This window comes from Streptomyces sp. NPDC104309, assembly GCF_055584025.1.
In genome coordinates this window covers 142,785-159,993 of the sequence record NZ_JBVJMV010000011.1, presented here as the reverse complement: position 1 = coordinate 159,993, position 17,209 = coordinate 142,785, and the positions used below count along the sequence as shown (strand labels likewise).

The 17,209-nt window shown below is 71.2% G+C and carries 12 protein-coding genes; 8 read left to right on the top strand and 4 right to left on the bottom strand.

Features of this window, described 5'->3' with window-relative positions:
- The first annotated feature begins 60 nt into the window (after window positions 1–60).
- The 8 genes from ACZ68L_RS18395 to ACZ68L_RS18360 all read left to right on the top strand — a co-directional run bounded on the left by ACZ68L_RS18395 (window position 61) and on the right by ACZ68L_RS18360 (window position 11,939).
- Window positions 61–2,412: a polysaccharide lyase 8 family protein gene (locus ACZ68L_RS18395; RefSeq protein ID WP_469577934.1), complete on the top strand. Its 2,352-nt coding sequence runs from the start codon at window positions 61–63 to the stop codon at window positions 2,410–2,412.
- A 68-nt stretch (window positions 2,413–2,480) separates the two neighbouring features.
- Window positions 2,481–3,869 (top strand): S1 family peptidase, encoded by a 1,389-nt coding sequence (locus tag ACZ68L_RS18390; RefSeq protein WP_469577932.1) that lies wholly within the window; start codon window positions 2,481–2,483, stop codon window positions 3,867–3,869.
- A complete protein-coding gene (locus ACZ68L_RS18385; protein WP_469577930.1) occupies window positions 3,869–6,154 on the top strand; it encodes a serine/threonine protein kinase in 2,286 nt (761 codons plus the stop codon). Before ACZ68L_RS18390 ends, ACZ68L_RS18385 begins: the two co-directional genes overlap by 1 nt.
- 36 nt (window positions 6,155–6,190) lie before the next feature.
- A complete protein-coding gene (locus ACZ68L_RS18380) occupies window positions 6,191–7,603 on the top strand; it encodes a vWA domain-containing protein (protein WP_469577928.1) in 1,413 nt (470 codons plus the stop codon).
- Window positions 7,603–8,697 carry a hypothetical protein gene (locus ACZ68L_RS18375; protein WP_469577926.1) on the top strand — a complete coding sequence of 365 codons (1,095 nt, stop codon included), beginning with the start codon at window positions 7,603–7,605 and terminating at the stop codon, window positions 8,695–8,697. Before ACZ68L_RS18380 ends, ACZ68L_RS18375 begins: the two co-directional genes overlap by 1 nt.
- Window positions 8,694–9,932, top strand: a complete 1,239-nt coding sequence (locus ACZ68L_RS18370; RefSeq protein WP_469577924.1) for a carbohydrate ABC transporter substrate-binding protein — start codon at window positions 8,694–8,696, stop codon at window positions 9,930–9,932. Before ACZ68L_RS18375 ends, ACZ68L_RS18370 begins: the two co-directional genes overlap by 4 nt.
- Before the next feature lie 153 nt (window positions 9,933–10,085).
- Window positions 10,086–11,669 (top strand): acyl-CoA carboxylase subunit beta, encoded by a 1,584-nt coding sequence (locus ACZ68L_RS18365; RefSeq protein WP_469577922.1) that lies wholly within the window; start codon window positions 10,086–10,088, stop codon window positions 11,667–11,669.
- Between the two features lie 66 nt (window positions 11,670–11,735).
- Window positions 11,736–11,939 (top strand): acyl-CoA carboxylase subunit epsilon, encoded by a 204-nt coding sequence (locus tag ACZ68L_RS18360; protein WP_469577920.1) that lies wholly within the window; start codon window positions 11,736–11,738, stop codon window positions 11,937–11,939.
- 85 nt (window positions 11,940–12,024) lie between these two features.
- Here the strand turns inward: ACZ68L_RS18360 and ACZ68L_RS18355 are convergent, their stop codons facing one another.
- The 4 genes from ACZ68L_RS18355 to ACZ68L_RS18340 form a co-directional block, all read right to left on the bottom strand.
- Window positions 12,025–12,606, bottom strand: a complete 582-nt coding sequence (locus ACZ68L_RS18355; RefSeq protein ID WP_014048542.1) for a GTP-binding protein — start codon at window positions 12,604–12,606, stop codon at window positions 12,025–12,027.
- Window positions 12,587–13,198 (bottom strand): DUF742 domain-containing protein, encoded by a 612-nt coding sequence (locus ACZ68L_RS18350; RefSeq protein WP_469577918.1) that lies wholly within the window; start codon window positions 13,196–13,198, stop codon window positions 12,587–12,589. Before ACZ68L_RS18350 ends, ACZ68L_RS18355 begins: the two co-directional genes overlap by 20 nt.
- Window positions 13,199–13,287: 89 nt before the next feature.
- Window positions 13,288–13,701: a roadblock/LC7 domain-containing protein gene (locus ACZ68L_RS18345; RefSeq protein WP_469578160.1), complete on the bottom strand. Its 414-nt coding sequence runs from the start codon at window positions 13,699–13,701 to the stop codon at window positions 13,288–13,290.
- A gap of 10 nt (window positions 13,702–13,711) precedes the next feature.
- Complete coding sequence (locus ACZ68L_RS18340; protein ID WP_469577916.1) at window positions 13,712–16,903, bottom strand: sensor histidine kinase; 3,192 nt, start codon at window positions 16,901–16,903, stop codon at window positions 13,712–13,714.
- Between the last annotated feature and the right edge of the window lie 306 nt (window positions 16,904–17,209).

Below are 17,209 nucleotides of genomic sequence, written 5' to 3'. Positions count from 1 at the left end.
TGCGCACCCACCCCGCATCCCGCGTGCGATGGCGTACCCCCCGACGACCTGGAGCCGCACATGCCGAACCCGCCCGTATGGCCGCGCCGCACCCTGCTGACCCTCTCGGCCGCCACCGCCCTGGCGCTCTCCCTTCCCGGATCCGGCACGGCCGCCACCGCCACCGCTGCCGAGGCCGACGAGTTCGACGTCCTGCGCCGGCGCTGGGCCGACATCGCGCTCGGTTCGGGCTACGACGAGGCCGCCGAGCCCTTCGTCTCCCGTCTTACCGAGACCGGCACGCTCGCCCGGGGATTCCGCACGACGATGAGCCCGGCCACCGGCTCGCTGTGGCCCGGCATCCCATACGACCCGCCGTCCGGCATCACCCAGAGCTACGGCCGCCTGTGGACGATGACCCAGGCGTACGCCCAGCCGGGCACCGGATCCACCGGCGACGCCGCCCTCCTCGCCGACATCGTCCGCGGCTACGACCACCTGGTGCAGACCGCCTACCACGCCTCCGTCACGCCGTACGGCAACTGGTGGGAGTGGCAGATCGGCAGCCCGCGCATCCTCATGGACATCAGCTCCGTCCTGTACGAGCAGCTCGGCACGGCCCGCGTCGAGGCCGCCTGCGCCGCCGTCGACCACTTCATCCCGGACTCCGTGCTCCAGGACTACAGCGGCACCTCCACCGGCGCCAACCGCGTCGACCTGTGCCGCTCCGTCGCCCTGCGCGGCGTCCTCGGCCGCGCTCCCGCCAAGGTCGAGCTGGCCCGGGACGCGCTGTCACCCGTCTTCCCGTACGTCACCGGGGGAGACGGCCTGTACGCGGACGGATCGTTCATCCAGCACACCACCATCGCCTACTCGGGCACCTACGGCCAGGTCATGCTCGACGGCCTCGGCCGCCTGTTCGCGCTGCTCGCCGGGTCGAGCTGGGCGGTCACCGACCCGGCCCGGCAGGTCATCCTCGACAGCGTCGAGCGGGCGTACACGCCGCTGATCTACAACGGCCTGGTCATGGACAGCGTCAACGGGCGTGCCATCAGCCGCGGACTCCTGAAGAACGACGAACTCCGGGTGATGCGCGGCGACCACTTCCACGGGCAGGGGATCATCGCCGGGATCGCGCTCCTCGCCGCGGGCGCCTCGGCGGCCGAGCGCGACCGGTGGCACGGGCTGATCAAGGGCTGGATCGCCCGCGACCGGACCAGCCCGGTCCTCACCGCCCGCCAGTTCGGCATCGCGGACCTGGCCCGGCTGCACGCCGTCCAGGCCACCGCCGTACCGGCCGCGCCCGAACGGGTGGGCCACCACCTCTTCGCCGGCATGGCCCGCGCCGTGCACCGGCGCCCGCACTGGGCCGCGGGCATCTCCATGGCCTCGGACCGGATCTCGCACTACGAGTGCGGCAACGGCGAGAATCCGCGCGGCTGGCACACCGGCGCCGGAATGCTCTACTGGTGGCCGGGCGAGAACGAGAACGACCAGTACACCGACTGGTTCTGGCCGACCGTGGACTTCTACCGGCTGCCCGGAACGACCGTGTCCACCAAGCGGCTCGCCGACAGGGCGGGCGGCGAATGGGGTGCGCCCAAGCCGGCGGTGAAATGGGTCGGCGGCGCCACGGACGGCGAGTTCGGCGCGGTGGGCCAGCACCTCAAGGGCCTCGGCTCGACCCTGGAAGCCCGCAAGTCGTGGTTCTGCGCCGCCGACACGGTCATCTGCCTCGGCGCGGGAATCACCGCCACCGACCAGGTCCCGGTCGAGACGATCGTCGACAACCGCATGCTCGGCGAGGGTGGCACGCAATCGCTCACCGTCGACCCCTCCGCCGGCCCCCGCTGGGCCCACCTGGAGGGCCACGGCGGCTGGGTCCTCCCCGGCGGCGCGGACCTGCGCACCCTGCGCGAGGACCGCACCGGCGCCTGGTCCGACATCAACACCACCAGCTCCACCGAGCGCCGCACCCGCCGCTACCAGACGCTCTGGCTCGACCACGGCACCGACCCCGTCGACGCCGACTACGTCTACCTGCTGATGCCCGGCGCCTCCCGGCGCGCCGTCACCGCCCGCGCGGCCGACCGGAAGTGGCTGACGGTGCACGCCAACACGGCCGCCGCGCAAGCGGTCGCCGTCCGCTCGCTGGGGCTGACCGCCGCCAACTTCTGGCAGCCGGGCGCGGCCGGTCCGCTCTCCGTCACGGCCGCGGCGAGCGTGCTCGTGCGGGAAGGGCGGCACACCACCACGGTGTGCGTCAGCGGGCCGGACCGGAGCGGTGCGCCGGTGGACGTGGTCTGGGAGCGGCCGGTGCGCGAGGTCGTCACGGCGGACCCCGGCATCGAGGTGCGCGCCACCGGCCGGCGACTGGTGCTGAGGGTCCGCCCGGGGACCGAGGGAGGCACCCTGCGGTGTGACGTCCGGTAGACACCGGGTGACCGGAGTATGTCCGGGGACTGGGAACGGCCCCCGCCCCGCGCGTACTCTCTTGCGCTATGGGGGAGTTGAGGGCGGACTGGCGGCTGCGGCTGCGGCGTGACGACCCGCACGGCCCAGTGTGCGGGGCCGGCGTGCTGCTCACCCAGGACCGGGCGCTGACCTGCGCCCATGTCGTGGGGGACCCGGACGCCCGGATGTGGGTGGAGTTCGCCGAGAGCCCCGGCATCGCGCCGGTCGGGGCGCGGGTCGCCGAAGGCGGCTGGCTGCCCGGTCTCGGCGCGACCCGCGAGGACATCGCCGTACTGGCCCTGGACAGCCCGCGTCCGCAGGCCACCCCGGCCTCGCTCCGACGGAGTCTGGAGCGGGGCCGTGAGGTGTGGATCGGCGGATACTCGCGGAACTTCGCCGACGGCATGTGGCTGACCGGGGAGATCGAAGGGGCGCACGGTGCGTGGATCCAGCTCGGCGCCGAGCGCAACGAAGAGGTGGTGCGGCCGGGGTTCAGCGGCGCCGCCGTGCAGGTGCGCGGCGAGGGGGACGGGGCGCCCGAGCAGGTGATCGGGATCGTGGTCGCCTGGCGCGGTGACCTCGATCTGACACCGGCCACCGAGAACGCACTGGCGTTCTCCTACATGGTCCCGATCGACCGCATCGCCGAACTCGTGCCACTGGTAGCCGAGTTGAGCGGCCCCGATGGCTGGGACCAGGGGCTGGCGCGGCGTCTGCGGGACTGGTTCGCGGGCGGCGAGCAGCCCGCGGTGCGTTTCAGCGTCGTACCGCGCGGCGGCGGTCGCGACCGCACCCTGCGGCATCAGCTGCACCGCGCCCACCTCGTCTACCGGGGTGGCCGCGCCACGCCCGAGGAGTTCGTCGACGAACTGGTGATACGGCTGCGCCCGCCGCAGCACCAGTTCCAGGCGTACCGCGACTGGCTGCTGGAGGGCGGCACGCAGCCGGACCGGCCGCAGGACCTGCGGCCCGGCACCTCCGGGCCCACGCTCGCCGTGATCGGCCTCGACGAGGAGCGGCAGCCGCGCCGGCTGGTGCCGTTACTCGCGCGGGTGCGGGCGCTCGGCTTCCGGCTGCTGATCATCGCGAGGGACGGCGGCGGTGAAGGCGTGACCGAGGTGGCGCGGCACCTGCTCCTCCCCGCCCTCGACGAGCGGGCCACGCTGCTGATCCGCCGCGTCGAGGACATCGAACGGAACTGGGCCGGGCTGAACGGCATGGTGGAATCGGCCTCGCTGGGCCCGCCGCCCCGGGGGGACTCCGCGGGTCGCCGCCGACAGCTGGCACGGGTGCGCGCCCTCACCGACCCCCATGCACAACTCGGATCCCTGCGCGCCCTGTTGCGCGAACTGGACACGGACCTGGACCGTCACGACGGCGCCGGCCGGGCGGACGTTCCGGGGCCGCGCACGGACCGGGGCCGGGCGGAGCGCTGATGAGGATTCCCTGCCCGCACCGCCGGTTCACCGGAGCCCCCTGCGGCGGCGCGGTGCAGTCCACCGGCTACTGCGACACGTGCGGCCGTTCCGAGAACGGCCCCGGGCTCCGACCACTGCCCAGTGCCCCGGAGAAGTACGGGCCGGGCGGACTGCTGGAACTCCCCCCGCTCGAACCGAGTCCCCCCGACCGGCGGCTGGAGGCCGCCAAGGCGCAGGCCCGCATCCTGATGAGCTGCTCCGCCAAGTCCTGCGCCACCGACTTCGTCGCGCCGTACACCGCCGCCCCGCCGCCGGACGAGGGCCACTGCCCCAAGTGCGGCGCCCCGTACTCCTACCGCCCCGAACTCACCGAGGGCGGGCCGTTGCTCCAGGACCAGTACCGGATCCGCGGGCCCATCGCCCACGGCGGCCAGGGCTGGGTCTATCTCGCCGAGGACACTCATCTGGAGGAGCACGTCGCCGTGAAGGGGCTCCTCAACCGGTACGCGGAACGGGGCGCCGCCCAGGCCGACGAGGAGCGCCGCAGCCTCGTCGCCATCCGGCACGAACGCATCGTCCAGATCCGGGACTTCGTCAGTACCCGCAGAGCGGACGGCACGGTGTCCGGCGGCTACATCGTGATGGAGGACGTCGGCGACCGGACGCTCTCCGCGATCATCGAATCGACCCGGCAGGGCGTCTTCGTCCTCGACATCGAACATGTCATCACCTACGGCTGCCAGATCCTGGAAGCCCTCACCCATCTGCACGGCATGGGATTCCTCTACGGGGACATGAAGCCGTCCAACGTCGTCCACCGGCACGACGGCATCAAGGTCATCGACCTCGGCGGGGTGCGCAAGCGCGGGTCCACCGAGCCGCCGCCGGTGATCACTCCCAGATACGCGGCGCCCGAGACCGACGGCGGCAATCCGCTGACCGCCGCCCATGACATCCACACGGTCGGGATGACACTGGCCGAACTGGCCGGCTGGGCGGTCGGTGACGACGTACCCGGGCTCGGCACCAGTTCCTTCCGGCTGGTGGTGGAACGGGCCACGGCCTTCGACCCGGAACGCCGGTTCGAGACGGCCGAGGAGATGGCGGGCCAGCTCCGCGGAGTGCTGCGCGAGATCCGGGCGCTGCGCGGCAAACGGGACCAGCCCGAACCGTCCACGTACTTCACCCCGTCCACCGAGCTGCTCGGTGCCCGGCTGGGCTCCGTACCCGACTACGCGCACTGGCTGCGTCGTCCCCTCCACCGCCGCCACGAGACGCCCGACGCCCCCGTCCTGGACTCCGGGCTCCCCACACCCACCGAGATCGCCCGTCGGCTGCCCGTGCCGGTGCCCTATCGGGGCGACCCGGAGTCCGCCCGGTTCCTGGTGAGCAGTTACGACCCCGGCCAGCCGCTGACCCAGCCCGCCGAGGGGGAGCGGTCGGTGGAGATCTGCCTGCACAACGTTCGGCTGCTGCTCGGCCAGGAGGGCCCCGACGCGCTGGACCGGGCCCGCGAGCAGGTGCGGGCGGCGGACGCCATTCCGGGGCCGGGGCCGGTACGGCAGTGGCGGCTCAGCTGGCACCGGGGGCTCGTCGCGCTGCGCGGCGCCGACGTGCTGGACGACCGGCAGCGACTGCTGCAGGAGGCGCTGGGGCACTTCGAGGCCGTCCACCGGGCGCTGCCCGGTGAGTACGCGGCGAAGCTGGCGCTCGCGTACGTCGCGGAACAGCTCGGCCCGGACCACCCGGCCGGCGCCACTCCTTCGGCGTACGAACTCTTCCGGGCCGTGCACGCCCGCAACCCCTCGCATGTCGGCGCCGCGCTGGGGCTGGCCAGGCTGGCCCTGGCACGCGGCGACCGGGAAGCGGCGGCCGGCGTCCTGGACCTGGTGCCCGACGAGTCCCGGGACCACGCCGTCGCACGCATCGCCGCCCTGCGCATCCGGGCGGCCAGGCTCGCGACGGGGGACCGGCCGCTGCCGGAGCGCGCGGAGATCGACGCGAGCCTTGCCGCGGTCGTCCCGGGGCCGATCGTGGCGGGTGACGAAGCGGCCTGGCTGCTGCGCACCGAGCTGTACGAGTGGAAGCTCGACACCGTCCGCGCGGGCGGTGGTCCGCCCCGGCGCACCGGGTGGCTGCGGCTGCGGCACGGACTGCCACCGCTTCCCGTGGCCGGCGAACGCGCGGTCCGCGAACAGCTGGAGGACTGCTACCGCTGGCTGGCCCGGCAACGGCAGAAGCCCGACGAGTACGAGCGGCTGATCGACCTGTCCCACGCGGTCCGCCCGCAGACCCCGTTCTGATCCCGACCCGGTGCCGTATCCACTGGAGGCAATCCCATGGGCCGTACCGCCCCGTTGCCCGGCCTCGACATGAAGCTGAACGTCGACGTCCTGCGCGACCAGCAGCCGCACCACGAAGCGCGAGTCGACGCCCATGTGCGAGTCGAGGCGGTCGGCGTCGGGCCGCGGGACGAGATGCCCGCGGTCGAAATCGCCGTCGTCATCGCGGTGGACGTCACCGCAGCGCGTCGGGACACGACCGAGACAGCCCTGGCCGCCGCCCTGCGGGCCCTGCCCGACGGGATCTCCTTCACCGTCCTGGGCGGCGCACCGGCCGACGGGCCCGGACCCTCCCGGTGTTATCCGCTGAGGGGCCACTGGGCGCTGGCCGACGGCGCGGAGAGACGCCGGGCCGCGTTCAGCGCCGGCCGGATCGCCCCTGCCGTCGGCGGAGATCCGCCCATCGGGTACGCGAGGTGGCTGGCGACGGCCCGCGAGCTGTTCGCCGAGCGCGGTCTGCCGGTACGGCATCTGCTGCTGATCACTGACGGGAGCAGCCGGGACGACGAGGACGACGCGTTCCGCGAGAACAGTGGTCTCCTCGCCGAACTCGCTTCGTGCGAAGGGGCGTTCACCGCCGATGTGCTCGCGGTGGGCAGCGACTGGGATCCGGGAGCACTGCTCGCCGTCGCCGAACGGCTGCACGGCGCCGCCGAGTCCGTACCCGACCGGTTCGGCCCCGCCGTCAGCGGGGCGGTCCGCCGGCTGCGCCGGGTCCGCAGCCCCGAACTGCCCGTCGAGGTGACCCTGCGCCCGGCCGTGCTCGCGGCGGAACTCACCGAGACCGCGCCCCGCCAGCAGTCACTCGACGCGGTGTACCGGCCGGACCGGGTCGACTTCCTCACCCACCAGTGGGAGCCGGGCATCCGCGACTACCTCCTCGCCCTGCGCGTCGACGCGAGCGCCGATCCTCTGGGTGTACCGCTTCAGCTCGCCACCGTCTCCGTCGGCGGCGCCACTTCCCCGGTCGTGGTGCGCTGGCTGCCGCCGGGCGCCGCCGCCGGGCCGACCGGCGGCGGGGGCGGCACCGTTCAGGCGGTGAACGACACCACCCGGATGCGGACCGCACTCAAACGCGGCTACGCCGCACTCGACCCGCTGAACCGCGGCGAGGCCGAGCAGCAACTCGGCCTCGCCGTCCGGCTGGCCGACGAGATGGGTGTGCAGTGGGTCCTGGAAGGCATCCGCGAGGTCGTCGAGATCGTCGACGCCCGGCAGGGCCGGGTCAGGGTCGGGCCGACCGTCGACCCGGCCGGCGTCCGCCAGGGACAGCTGCACATCGCCTCCGGCCACATGGTTGAGCTGCCCGAAGGCCCGGCCGGTCGACCGGTCCACTGCCCGGACCCCGGCTGCCGGTACCCCGCCGGTTCGCACGCCCGGTTCTGCATCAAGTGCGGGAGGGAACTGTGATGCCCTGGCCGATCCGAGGGATGCGCGCCTCCCGGACCCGCCGGCTGGGCGGTTCCAGAACCAGGCGACTGCTGGCATGGCATCTGATCGCGATTCCGGTGGCCTCGGTGGTCTCGCTGAGCGCGCTGCTGGTCTCGTACCGCGGGGTGCAGATCTCGGCAGGTGAGATGCGCAACCATGGCGCACCCGCCGTGCAGGGGGTGGCCGCCACCCAACTCGCCCTGCTGCGTGCCCACCAGGAGGCCCAGTACTCCGTCGACGAGGGCATCGACGGCGTGGTCGGCACCGGTGCGCGGTACGAGAACCAGCTCTCCGCCGCCGGCCAGGGCCTCTCCCGGCTCTCCGACGTACAGATCGACGGGGACCGCGGCCGCGGGGTACTCGAAACCGTCAACGGCCTGCTGACCTCGTACAGCAGTTCCATCACTCCCGGTGCGGTGAAGTACGTGTCGGACGAGGACGAGCTGATGCAGCAGGAGAAGTTCAAGGAGGCCGAGACGCTCCTCAGCCGCGAGGGCACCGGCGTGGTGCCGCGCCTCGGCGTCCTCCAGCAGCACCAGATGGATCGGATCGAAGCGGTCAGCTCGATGGGCACCCTCCGGCGGACCGGCTGGGCGATCGCCGAACTCGGCCTGCTGATCACCGTCCTGGCCATTACGTCCGCGCTCTGGCTACTGCGCAGCCGCTGCGGTCGCAGCATCGACCCGTGCCTGCTGGTCTCACTGGTGGCCGCCGTCGCGCTCGCGGTGTTCCCGCTGTGGGCGACCACGATCACCCAGCACCGACTGGACACCGCGCGCGACGGGCTCGTCGGGATCGAACGAACGGCCCGCGAACACAGTGACCTGGCCGAGTCCCAGCAGCGCGCCACCGCCAAGCCGACGCGCGCACAACAGGTCGGCGAACTCAAAAGACTGGCCGAGTCCCAGCAGGGCGTCACCGAGGCATCGACGAAACTGCGCACCGATCTGGCCGCCCAGGGCTGGCAGAGCCTGACCTACTACGGGGCTCTGAGCGGCAGTGCACTGATCGTCCTCCTGCCCGCCGTCGGCATCGGCAGACGTCTCAACGCCGACTACTGGAGGGCCGGATGATTCCGCGCGTCAGAGCCGTACTGCTCGTGCTGGCTCTGCTCCTGACCGCGGCGGGCTGCGGACTCGCGGCCCCGGGCGGCGGCGACGGGGAGCCGAGGGTGACGATCCTCGGCTCCTGGACCGACGACCAGGAGAAGCAGTTCAGGGACGTCCTGGACGGGTTGGGCATTCCGTACACCTACCAGGGCACCGCCGCCACCCGGGAAGTCCTGCTCGCCGAGGTACAGGCGGGCAATCCGCCGGACATCGCGATCCTGCCGGGCCTCGGCGACCTCGTCGAGTACGCCGCCGAGGGCAGGCTGCACGCCCTGAAGGGCCTGTACGAGCCCAAGGAGTACGGCCGGCCGTGGCGGCCCACGGCGAAGGACATCGCCGACAATCTGTGGGTGCCGCTCAAGGCCGACCTCAAGAGCATCGTCTGGTACCCCAAGGGCCGGACCCCGCCCTCCGGCCCCGCGCCGATGGCCTCCTGGTGCATCGGCATGGGCGACGACGGGGCCTCCGGCTGGCCCGGCAGCGACTGGATCGAGGACCTGATCCTGCAGAGCGAGGGGCCGGACGCGTACGAGAAGTGGGCGACCGGGGGCATGAAGTGGACGGACGATCCGGTGATCGACGCCTGGACCCGGTGGGCCGGGCTGCTGGCCCGGGATCCGGAGGCCGCCGACCGGGCCCTGCTCCTCGATCACCGGGGCGGACCCGGCGGGAACGGGCTGCTCTTCGGCGGCGGCGGCTGTTACCTGGAGCACCAGGGCTCCTTCGCCCGGTCCTTCTACAAAGACCTGAAGGAACGGGCCGCCTTCACGGACTCCGCGCGACTGCTGCCCGGTGGCCCGTCGATGAGGGGCCGTGAGGTGTCCGCCGACTTCGCCGCCCTCTTCGGCGAGTCCGCGCAGGCCCGCGATCTGCTCAAGCGGCTCGCCTCCCGGAAGGTCCAGGAGGAATGGGGCCACAAGGCCGGGGTATTCTCGCCGAACTCCGCCGTGCACGCCAAGGACGGAGAGGTCGAGAAGCAGATCAGCAGCCGGCTCACCGACCAGCGGGTGCCGCTCTGCCTGGACGCCTCCGACGTCATGCCGGCAGCGGTGCGGGACGCCTTCTACGAGGCGGTGCTGCTGACCATCGCTCACCCCGGCGACCTGGTTCTGGACCGGCTCGCAGACGTTCAGAAGGTCCAGGACGCCCAACCGGAGCACACCCGGAGGCTGACAGGAGTGTGCAGCAGACCACAGTGAACCTTTGTCGGACCCGCACAAAGACGGACCCGCGGGGGCTGGTACTTCGCGTACATGCCGCCGTGATTCTGTCCGGCTCCACCAGGAAACAGGTCAGGAGACTGTACGGAGTCGACGGCAGGATTTGCTTGCCGGGCTTCGTAGGGTCGGTACATGACCGTTGTGGACGAAACCCCGGGCGAGCCGAGTGACACCCGTGGCCGTGTGGCCGAGCTGCTGGCACTGCGCGAGCAGGCCCGCCGCGGACCGAGTGACCGCGCGACCGAGGCGCAGCACGCCAAGGGCAAGCTGACGGCGCGTGAGCGCATCGAGCTGCTGGTCGACCCGGGTTCGTTCAAGGAGGTCGAGCAGCTGCGCCGGCACCGGGCGACCGGCTTCGGCCTGGAGGCGAAGAAGCCGTACACCGATGGTGTCATCACCGGCTGGGGCACGGTCGACGGCCGTACGGTCTTCGTCTACGCGCACGACTTCCGGATCTTCGGCGGCGCCCTGGGTGAGGCCCACGCCACCAAGATCCACAAGATCATGGACATGGCCATCTCGGCCGGTGCCCCGCTGGTCTCGCTGAACGACGGCGCGGGCGCCCGTATCCAGGAGGGTGTGTCCGCACTCGCCGGATACGGCGGGATCTTCCAGCGCAACACCCGGGCCTCCGGTGTCATCCCGCAGATCAGCGTGATGCTCGGCCCGTGCGCGGGCGGCGCGGCCTACTCCCCGGCGCTCACCGACTTCGTGTTCATGGTCCGCGAGACCTCCCAGATGTTCATCACCGGACCGGACGTCGTGAAGGCGGTCACCGGCGAGGAGATCACCCAGAACGGCCTCGGCGGCGCCGATGTGCACGCCGAGACCTCGGGTGTCGCGCACTTCGCGTACGACGACGAGGAGACCTGCATCGCCGAGGTCCGCTACCTGATCGGGATGCTGCCGTCCAACAACCGGGAGAACCCGCCCACCGTGGCGAGCGACGACCCGGCCGACCGGCGCGGCGACGTCCTGCTGGACCTGGTGCCGGCCGACGGCAACCGTCCGTACGACATGCACAAGGTCATCGAGGAGCTCGTCGACGACGGCGACTACCTGGAGATCCACGAGCGCTGGGCGCGCAACATCGTCTGCGCCCTGGCCCGTCTGGACGGCCAGGTCGTCGGCATCGTGGCCAACCAGCCGCAGTCCCTCGCCGGTGTCCTGGACATCGAGGCGTCGGAGAAGGCGGCCCGGTTCGTCCAGATGTGTGATGCATTCAACATCCCGATCATCACTCTTCTGGACGTACCCGGCTTCCTCCCCGGGGTCGATCAGGAGCACGGTGGAATCATCAGGCACGGTGCGAAGCTGCTCTACGCGTACTGCAACGCCACCGTGCCCAGGATCTCGCTGATCCTGCGCAAGGCCTACGGCGGTGCCTACATCGTGATGGACAGCCAGTCCATCGGTGCGGATCTGACGTACGCCTGGCCGACCAACGAGATCGCGGTGATGGGCGCCGAAGGCGCCGCCAACGTCATCTTCCGTCGGCAGATCGCCGACGCCGAGGACCCGGAAGCCATGCGGACCCGCATGGTCAAGGAGTACAAGGCCGAACTGATGCATCCGTACTACGCCGCCGAGCGTGGCCTGGTCGACGACGTCATCGACCCCGCCGAGACGCGCGAGGTGCTGATCGCCTCGCTGGCCATGCTCCGCTCCAAGCACGCGGACCTGCCGTCCCGCAAGCACGGCAACCCCCCGCAGTAGTCCGCCGCCCTCGCAGCGACCCTGCCGAGCCCGCGAAGACCTGCCGAGAAGACGGAGAAACCACTCATGAGCACTGCCAGCGAGTCCGTGCTGCGCGTCGAGAAGGGTCTTGCCGACCCCGAGGAGCTGGCCGCGATAACCGCGGTCCTGCTCGCCCGCGCCGCCGCCAAGCCCGACGCGACCCCCGCCCACCGCGGTCGCAGCACCGCCGGATGGCGCCGCCTGGAGCGCACCCCGGGCTTCCGCGCCCCGCACTCCTGGCAGGGCTGAGTCCTCTTCGGCCCCAGGCCGCAGCGCAAACGGAAGGCCCCGCACTCCCGAAGGAGCGCGGGGCCTTCCGCATGTCCGCCGGGCCCTACCGCAGTCGCGCCATCAGCGCGTGCTCCACGAGCGTGATCAGCGCGCTCTTGGCGTCCGCCCGGTGTCGTGCGTCCGTGGTCAGAATCGGGGTGTCGGGTCCGATCTGGAGGGCTTCGCGGACTTCGTCGGGGGTGTAGGGCTGGTGTCCGTCGAAGCCGTTGAGGGCGATGACGAAGGGGAGTCCGCTGTTCTCGAAGTAGTCGACGGCGGGGAAGCAGTCGGCGAGACGGCGGGTGTCGACGAGGACGACGGCGCCGATGGCGCCGCGGACCAGGTCGTCCCACATGAACCAGAAGCGGTCCTGTCCGGGTGTACCGAAGAGGTACAGGATCAGGTCCTGGTCCAGGGTGATGCGGCCGAAGTCCATCGCCACCGTCGTGGTGGTCTTGTCCCCGGTGTGCGTCAGGTCGTCGATGCCCGCGGACGCGGACGTCATCACGGCTTCGGTGCGCAGCGGATTGATCTCCGAAACGGCACCGACGAACGTGGTCTTACCCACGCCGAAGCCCCCTGCCACCACGATCTTCGCCGAGGTAGTGGAGCGGGCTGCTCCGCCGCTAGAGCTTGCGAAGTCCACTGAGCACCCTTTCGAGCAGTGTCACATCTGGCTGGCCGCCGGCGGACTCGTCGCCGCCGGGCTGATGGATAGCGACGAGTCCGGCCTCTGCCAGGTCGGCTACGAGGATTCGGGCAACGCCGAGCGGGATCGAGAGCAGTGCCGAAATCTCGGCGACCGACTTGATCTCGAAGCACAGCCGGCAGATCCGCTGGTGCTCGGGCAACTGCCCTTGCAGCCGGGACGGATCAGCCGTGGTACTGACCAACGCCTCAATGGCGAGTTGGTAGCGCGGTCGGGTCCGGCCGCCGGTCATGGCGTACGGACGGACCAGCGGATTGTGCGCGAACGGGGCGACCGGCTCGGGGGCCTGCCGCGGCTGCACGGGCTGAATGCGGGGCGACGGGGGCGAGTCGTAGCGGTGCGGCCGCTGCGGAGGCCACCCGGGACCCTGGGGGGAGCCCGGCTGCTGCTGCGGCTGCTGATAGGGCTGGTACGGCTGCTGGGCGCCCTGTCTGCTGGGTGTGGAGGGGAAGTTGAAACGGTTGTCCCCGTGCTCACCCGGTACGTTCTGGCCACCGTCGTACCGGTGTCCGCCTGGGGGTGTTGTCACGATTCCTCCTCCGCCTGCCGGTCCCGATTCCAGTGGGTCCGCGCCACCGCACTTTATGGTGCGGTGGCGCGAAACGCACTGTCTGTCTATTAGTTAAGAAGACTTCCCTGAAGTTCGGCACGGAGGTCCGGGGTGAGGACGGTGCCCGCGCGGTCGACGAGAAGGGCCATTTCGTACCCGACCAGACCGATGTCGGCGTCCGGGTGGGCGAGTACGGCCAGTGAGGATCCGTCGGAGATGGACATCAGGAAGAGGAACCCGCGTTCCATCTCCACCACGGTCTGGCTGACGGCGCCGCCCTCGAAGATCCGCGAGGCGCCCGCGGTCAGGGAGGTGAGGCCGGAGGCGACGGCGGCCAGTTGGTCGGCGCGGTCGCGCGGGAATCCTTCGGACATGGCCAGCAGGAGTCCGTCGGCGGAGACCACCACCGTGTGCGACACCCCGGGGGTGTTGTCCACGAAGTTGGTGATCAACCAGTTGAGATTCTGCGCCGCCTGGCTCATCGGGCTCACACTAACGCTCCTGGTTGTAGGTATTACTTGCGTCCGAACCCGCGTTACGTCCCCGCAGCACGCCCCGCCGCAGGTTGCTCAACCTGCCGCGGACGTCCTCGGGGGCGCGGGAGACCTGAGGGCCGTCCTGCAGGGTCTGCTCCGCCGTACCCTCGACCAGATTGGCCTTGGGCACCCGCCGGGGAAGTCCGGACGGGGTGATCCCGCCCGCCTTCGGCTCCCGGAGCTTCTCGGCCCGCTCCCAGCGCTCGTCGTTCGTCGAGCGCCAGTCGTCGGAGCCGTTTCCGTCCTGCTGCGCGGGCGACTGCTGCTGCGGCAGTTCCTCCTGCTGCGGCTGTGGCTGCTGCGCGGCGACGGGCCGGTTGTTGCCGCGGCCGGTGGGCTGCCAGTGCTGCTGACCGCCCCGGCGCGGCAGACCGGCTTCGGTCAGCTCGTGGCCGGAGTTCGGGGTGGGTCCCGGACGGTCGAAGCCTACGCGCTCCTGCGGCTCGGCGGGGGTGCTCGGGACAGATTCCGCTTCGACCTGTGCCGATGGCTCGTACACACCCTGATAGGTGCCCTGATTCGGCCACTCTGCCTGGTGAGGCTGGGAAGCGAACTGCTCCTCGTACAACGGCTGTGCGGTCTCGCCGGCCCTATAAGCCGCCTCCGCATAGCCACCCTGCGGGGCGTGTTCGGCCGGCTCGGCGAAGCCCTCGTCACCGCGGTAGGGGTCGTAGCCGCCCCCGTACGGCGCCTGCTCGTACGGCCCAGGCCCCAGACCCTGCCCCGGTTCCTGGGCGTACCCGGCCCCGGCGTACGGGCCGTCGGCGGCCTGGTTCGCGGCGTACGGCTCCTGCGGGAACCGCGGGCGCTCGCCACCCGTCTGGGCCTCCAGCGCCGCCCGGCGCTCCTCACGGACCAGCGAGCGGCCCACCGGATCCAGCTGCGCGGGGTCCACCGACTGCTGCTCGTAGCGCGAGTCGTCGAAGCCCAGCTCCGCCGCCGTGCGCATGAGGGGCTGGGGCGCCGGCTGTTCGAAGGTCTGCTGCTGCGGAATGATCGAGGAGACGGTGAAGTCGTCCTGCGCGGAGGCCGGTTCGCCACCGCCACCGTGGGTGATGGCGTCCGGCAGCATGACCAGCGAGGTGGTTCCGGCCTGCTCGCCCGAGGGGCGCAGCTGGACCCGGATGCCGTGCCGGTCGGAGAGACGGCCGACCACGAACAGACCCATCCGCTGCGAGACCGCGGCGTCCACGGTCGGCGGGTTGGCCAGCTTGTGGTTGATGTCGGCGAAGTCCTCCGCGGTGAGACCGATGCCCTTGTCGTGGATCTCGATCATCACGCGGCTGTCGGGCAGCCGGGTCGCCGTGACCCGCACCTTGGTCTGCGGCGAGGAGAACGTGGTGGCGTTCTCCAGCAACTCGGCCAGCAGATGCACGAGGTCGGTGACGGACTGGCCGTGGATCTCGGTCTCCGGCATCCCGGAGAGCTCGATGCGCTCGTACGACTCCACCTCGGAGGCGGCGGCACGGAGCACGTCGACCAGCGGGACCGGCTGGTTCCAGCGGCGGCCCGGCTCCTCGCCCGCGAGGACGAGGAGGTTCTCGCCGTTGCGGCGCATCCGGGTGGCCAGGTGGTCGAGCTTGAAGAGGCTGTCCAGCTGGTCCGGGTCGGCCTCGTTGTTCTCCAGGTCGGTGATGAGGGTCAGCTGGCCCTCGATCAGCGACTGGTTGCGGCGCGACAGGTTGGTGAAGATCGCGTTGACGTTGCCCCGCAGCATCGCCTGCTCGGCCGCCAGCCGGACCGCCTCGCGGTGCACCTGGTCGAAGGCGCGGGCGACCTCGCCGATCTCGTCCCGGCTGGTGATCGGGATCGGCTGGACGCGGGTGTCGACCCGTCCCGGATCGGTCCGGGACAGCTGGTCGACCAGCATCGGCAGGCGCTGCTCGGCTATCTGGAAGGCGGCGCTGCGCAGCCGGCGCATCGAGCGGCTCATCTGCCGGGCCATCAGCCCGGCCAGGACGAAGGCGGCCAGCAGGGCGACGATCACGACGGCGGCGTTGACGACGGCGTCGTTCCTGGCGCCGGACGAGATGTTCGCGGCGTCGGTCACCGCCTTGTCGACCAGCTCGTTCTCGACCGTGGTGTACCCGTCGAACTTGGCGGTGGCGGCCGCCATCCAGGTCTCGGGGGTGATGCCCTTCGCGGCCAGCTTCTCGGGGGACCGGCCCTGCCCGATCTGCTGGGCCATGCCGTCGAAGACCGACCCGTCGACGCTGGGCGGCTCGACGAACGGGACACCCGCGGCGTCGGCCTGCTCCTTGGCCTTCTTCAGCTTCTTCGACCCCTCGGCCGCCTTGGCGGCCAGGACCTCCTTCAGCCGGGCCGCGTCGGCGTCCGTGCCACCGGAGATGAACTCGCCGAGCGCGATCTGCTCCAGGTAGTTGTACGAGCCGAAGGCCTTGACCTGGGCGTCGAACTTGGCGCTCTGCCGGCTCGGACGCACCAGCAGATGCATGCCGATGGAGCGCTGAAGCGATTCTGCAGCCTTGGCGAGCTCGATCGCGTAGACCGTACGGCCATAACTGGTGATGTTGCCGGTGCCCAGACCGAGCTCGTTGCAGAACTCCATCAGGGAGTGCTGCACCTGGACGTAGCCCTCTTCCGTCTTCACCGGGTCCATGGCCTCGGAGAAGGCGGCCTTGCGCAGCTCGGGGAGTTTGGGCTCCTCCAGCCGGAACAGCCGGAGCCGCCGCTCCAGGCCCTGCTTCTTGGGCAGGTCCTTCACGGCCGTGTCGAACTTGTCCGCGGCGGCGTCGGTGGTGGCCCGGACCCGGTCGATGACGGCGGCGTCGCGCTTGTTCGAGAGGATCGGCTGAGCGGTGAGGTCGCGCTCGTTGAGGAGGGCCTGTCCGTACTCGGAGGCCGCGCGCACGACCAGCGCGGTCTTCTCGGCGTCCTGCGCCTCTCCCCAGGTGTCGATCGACCCCTTCACCTGGAAGCCGCCCATGACCAGGCCGACCAGCACGGGGATCAGGAGGATCGCGTTCAGCCGAGTGGGTACGCGCCAGTTGCGCGGGGCCAGCCGGCTGGCGCTGCCGCCGGGCGCCGCCTCGTCGGACACAGCGGCAGGCGACCCCGCGGCGCGCGGCGGCGGGGTGAAGTTGCCCCGCTCCAGCTGCGCCGCGGAGCCCTCGTTGTTTCGCCTCACTCGACCAACAACCTCTCGGCGTCGGCACCAACGTTGTGCCGTGTTTCGTTCAGGGCCGTACTACTCGGGAGTTCGTCGAATTCCAGCACGGGGACCGGCCGCGTTCCAAACAGTCGGAACCAGCCATTCCGAGTGGTCTAAGCCTCAGATATAACGGGCATAAAGAGCGAGCCCCGTCAAAAGGCGGGGCTCATGTGAGCGCAGTGGCACCGATCGAACGCATCGGGTGTTGAACGCGGGGCAATTCTCTGTCGAAACGTTATGAACACGGGGGTGGATCGCGTCAAAGGACACAGTCCACCCCCG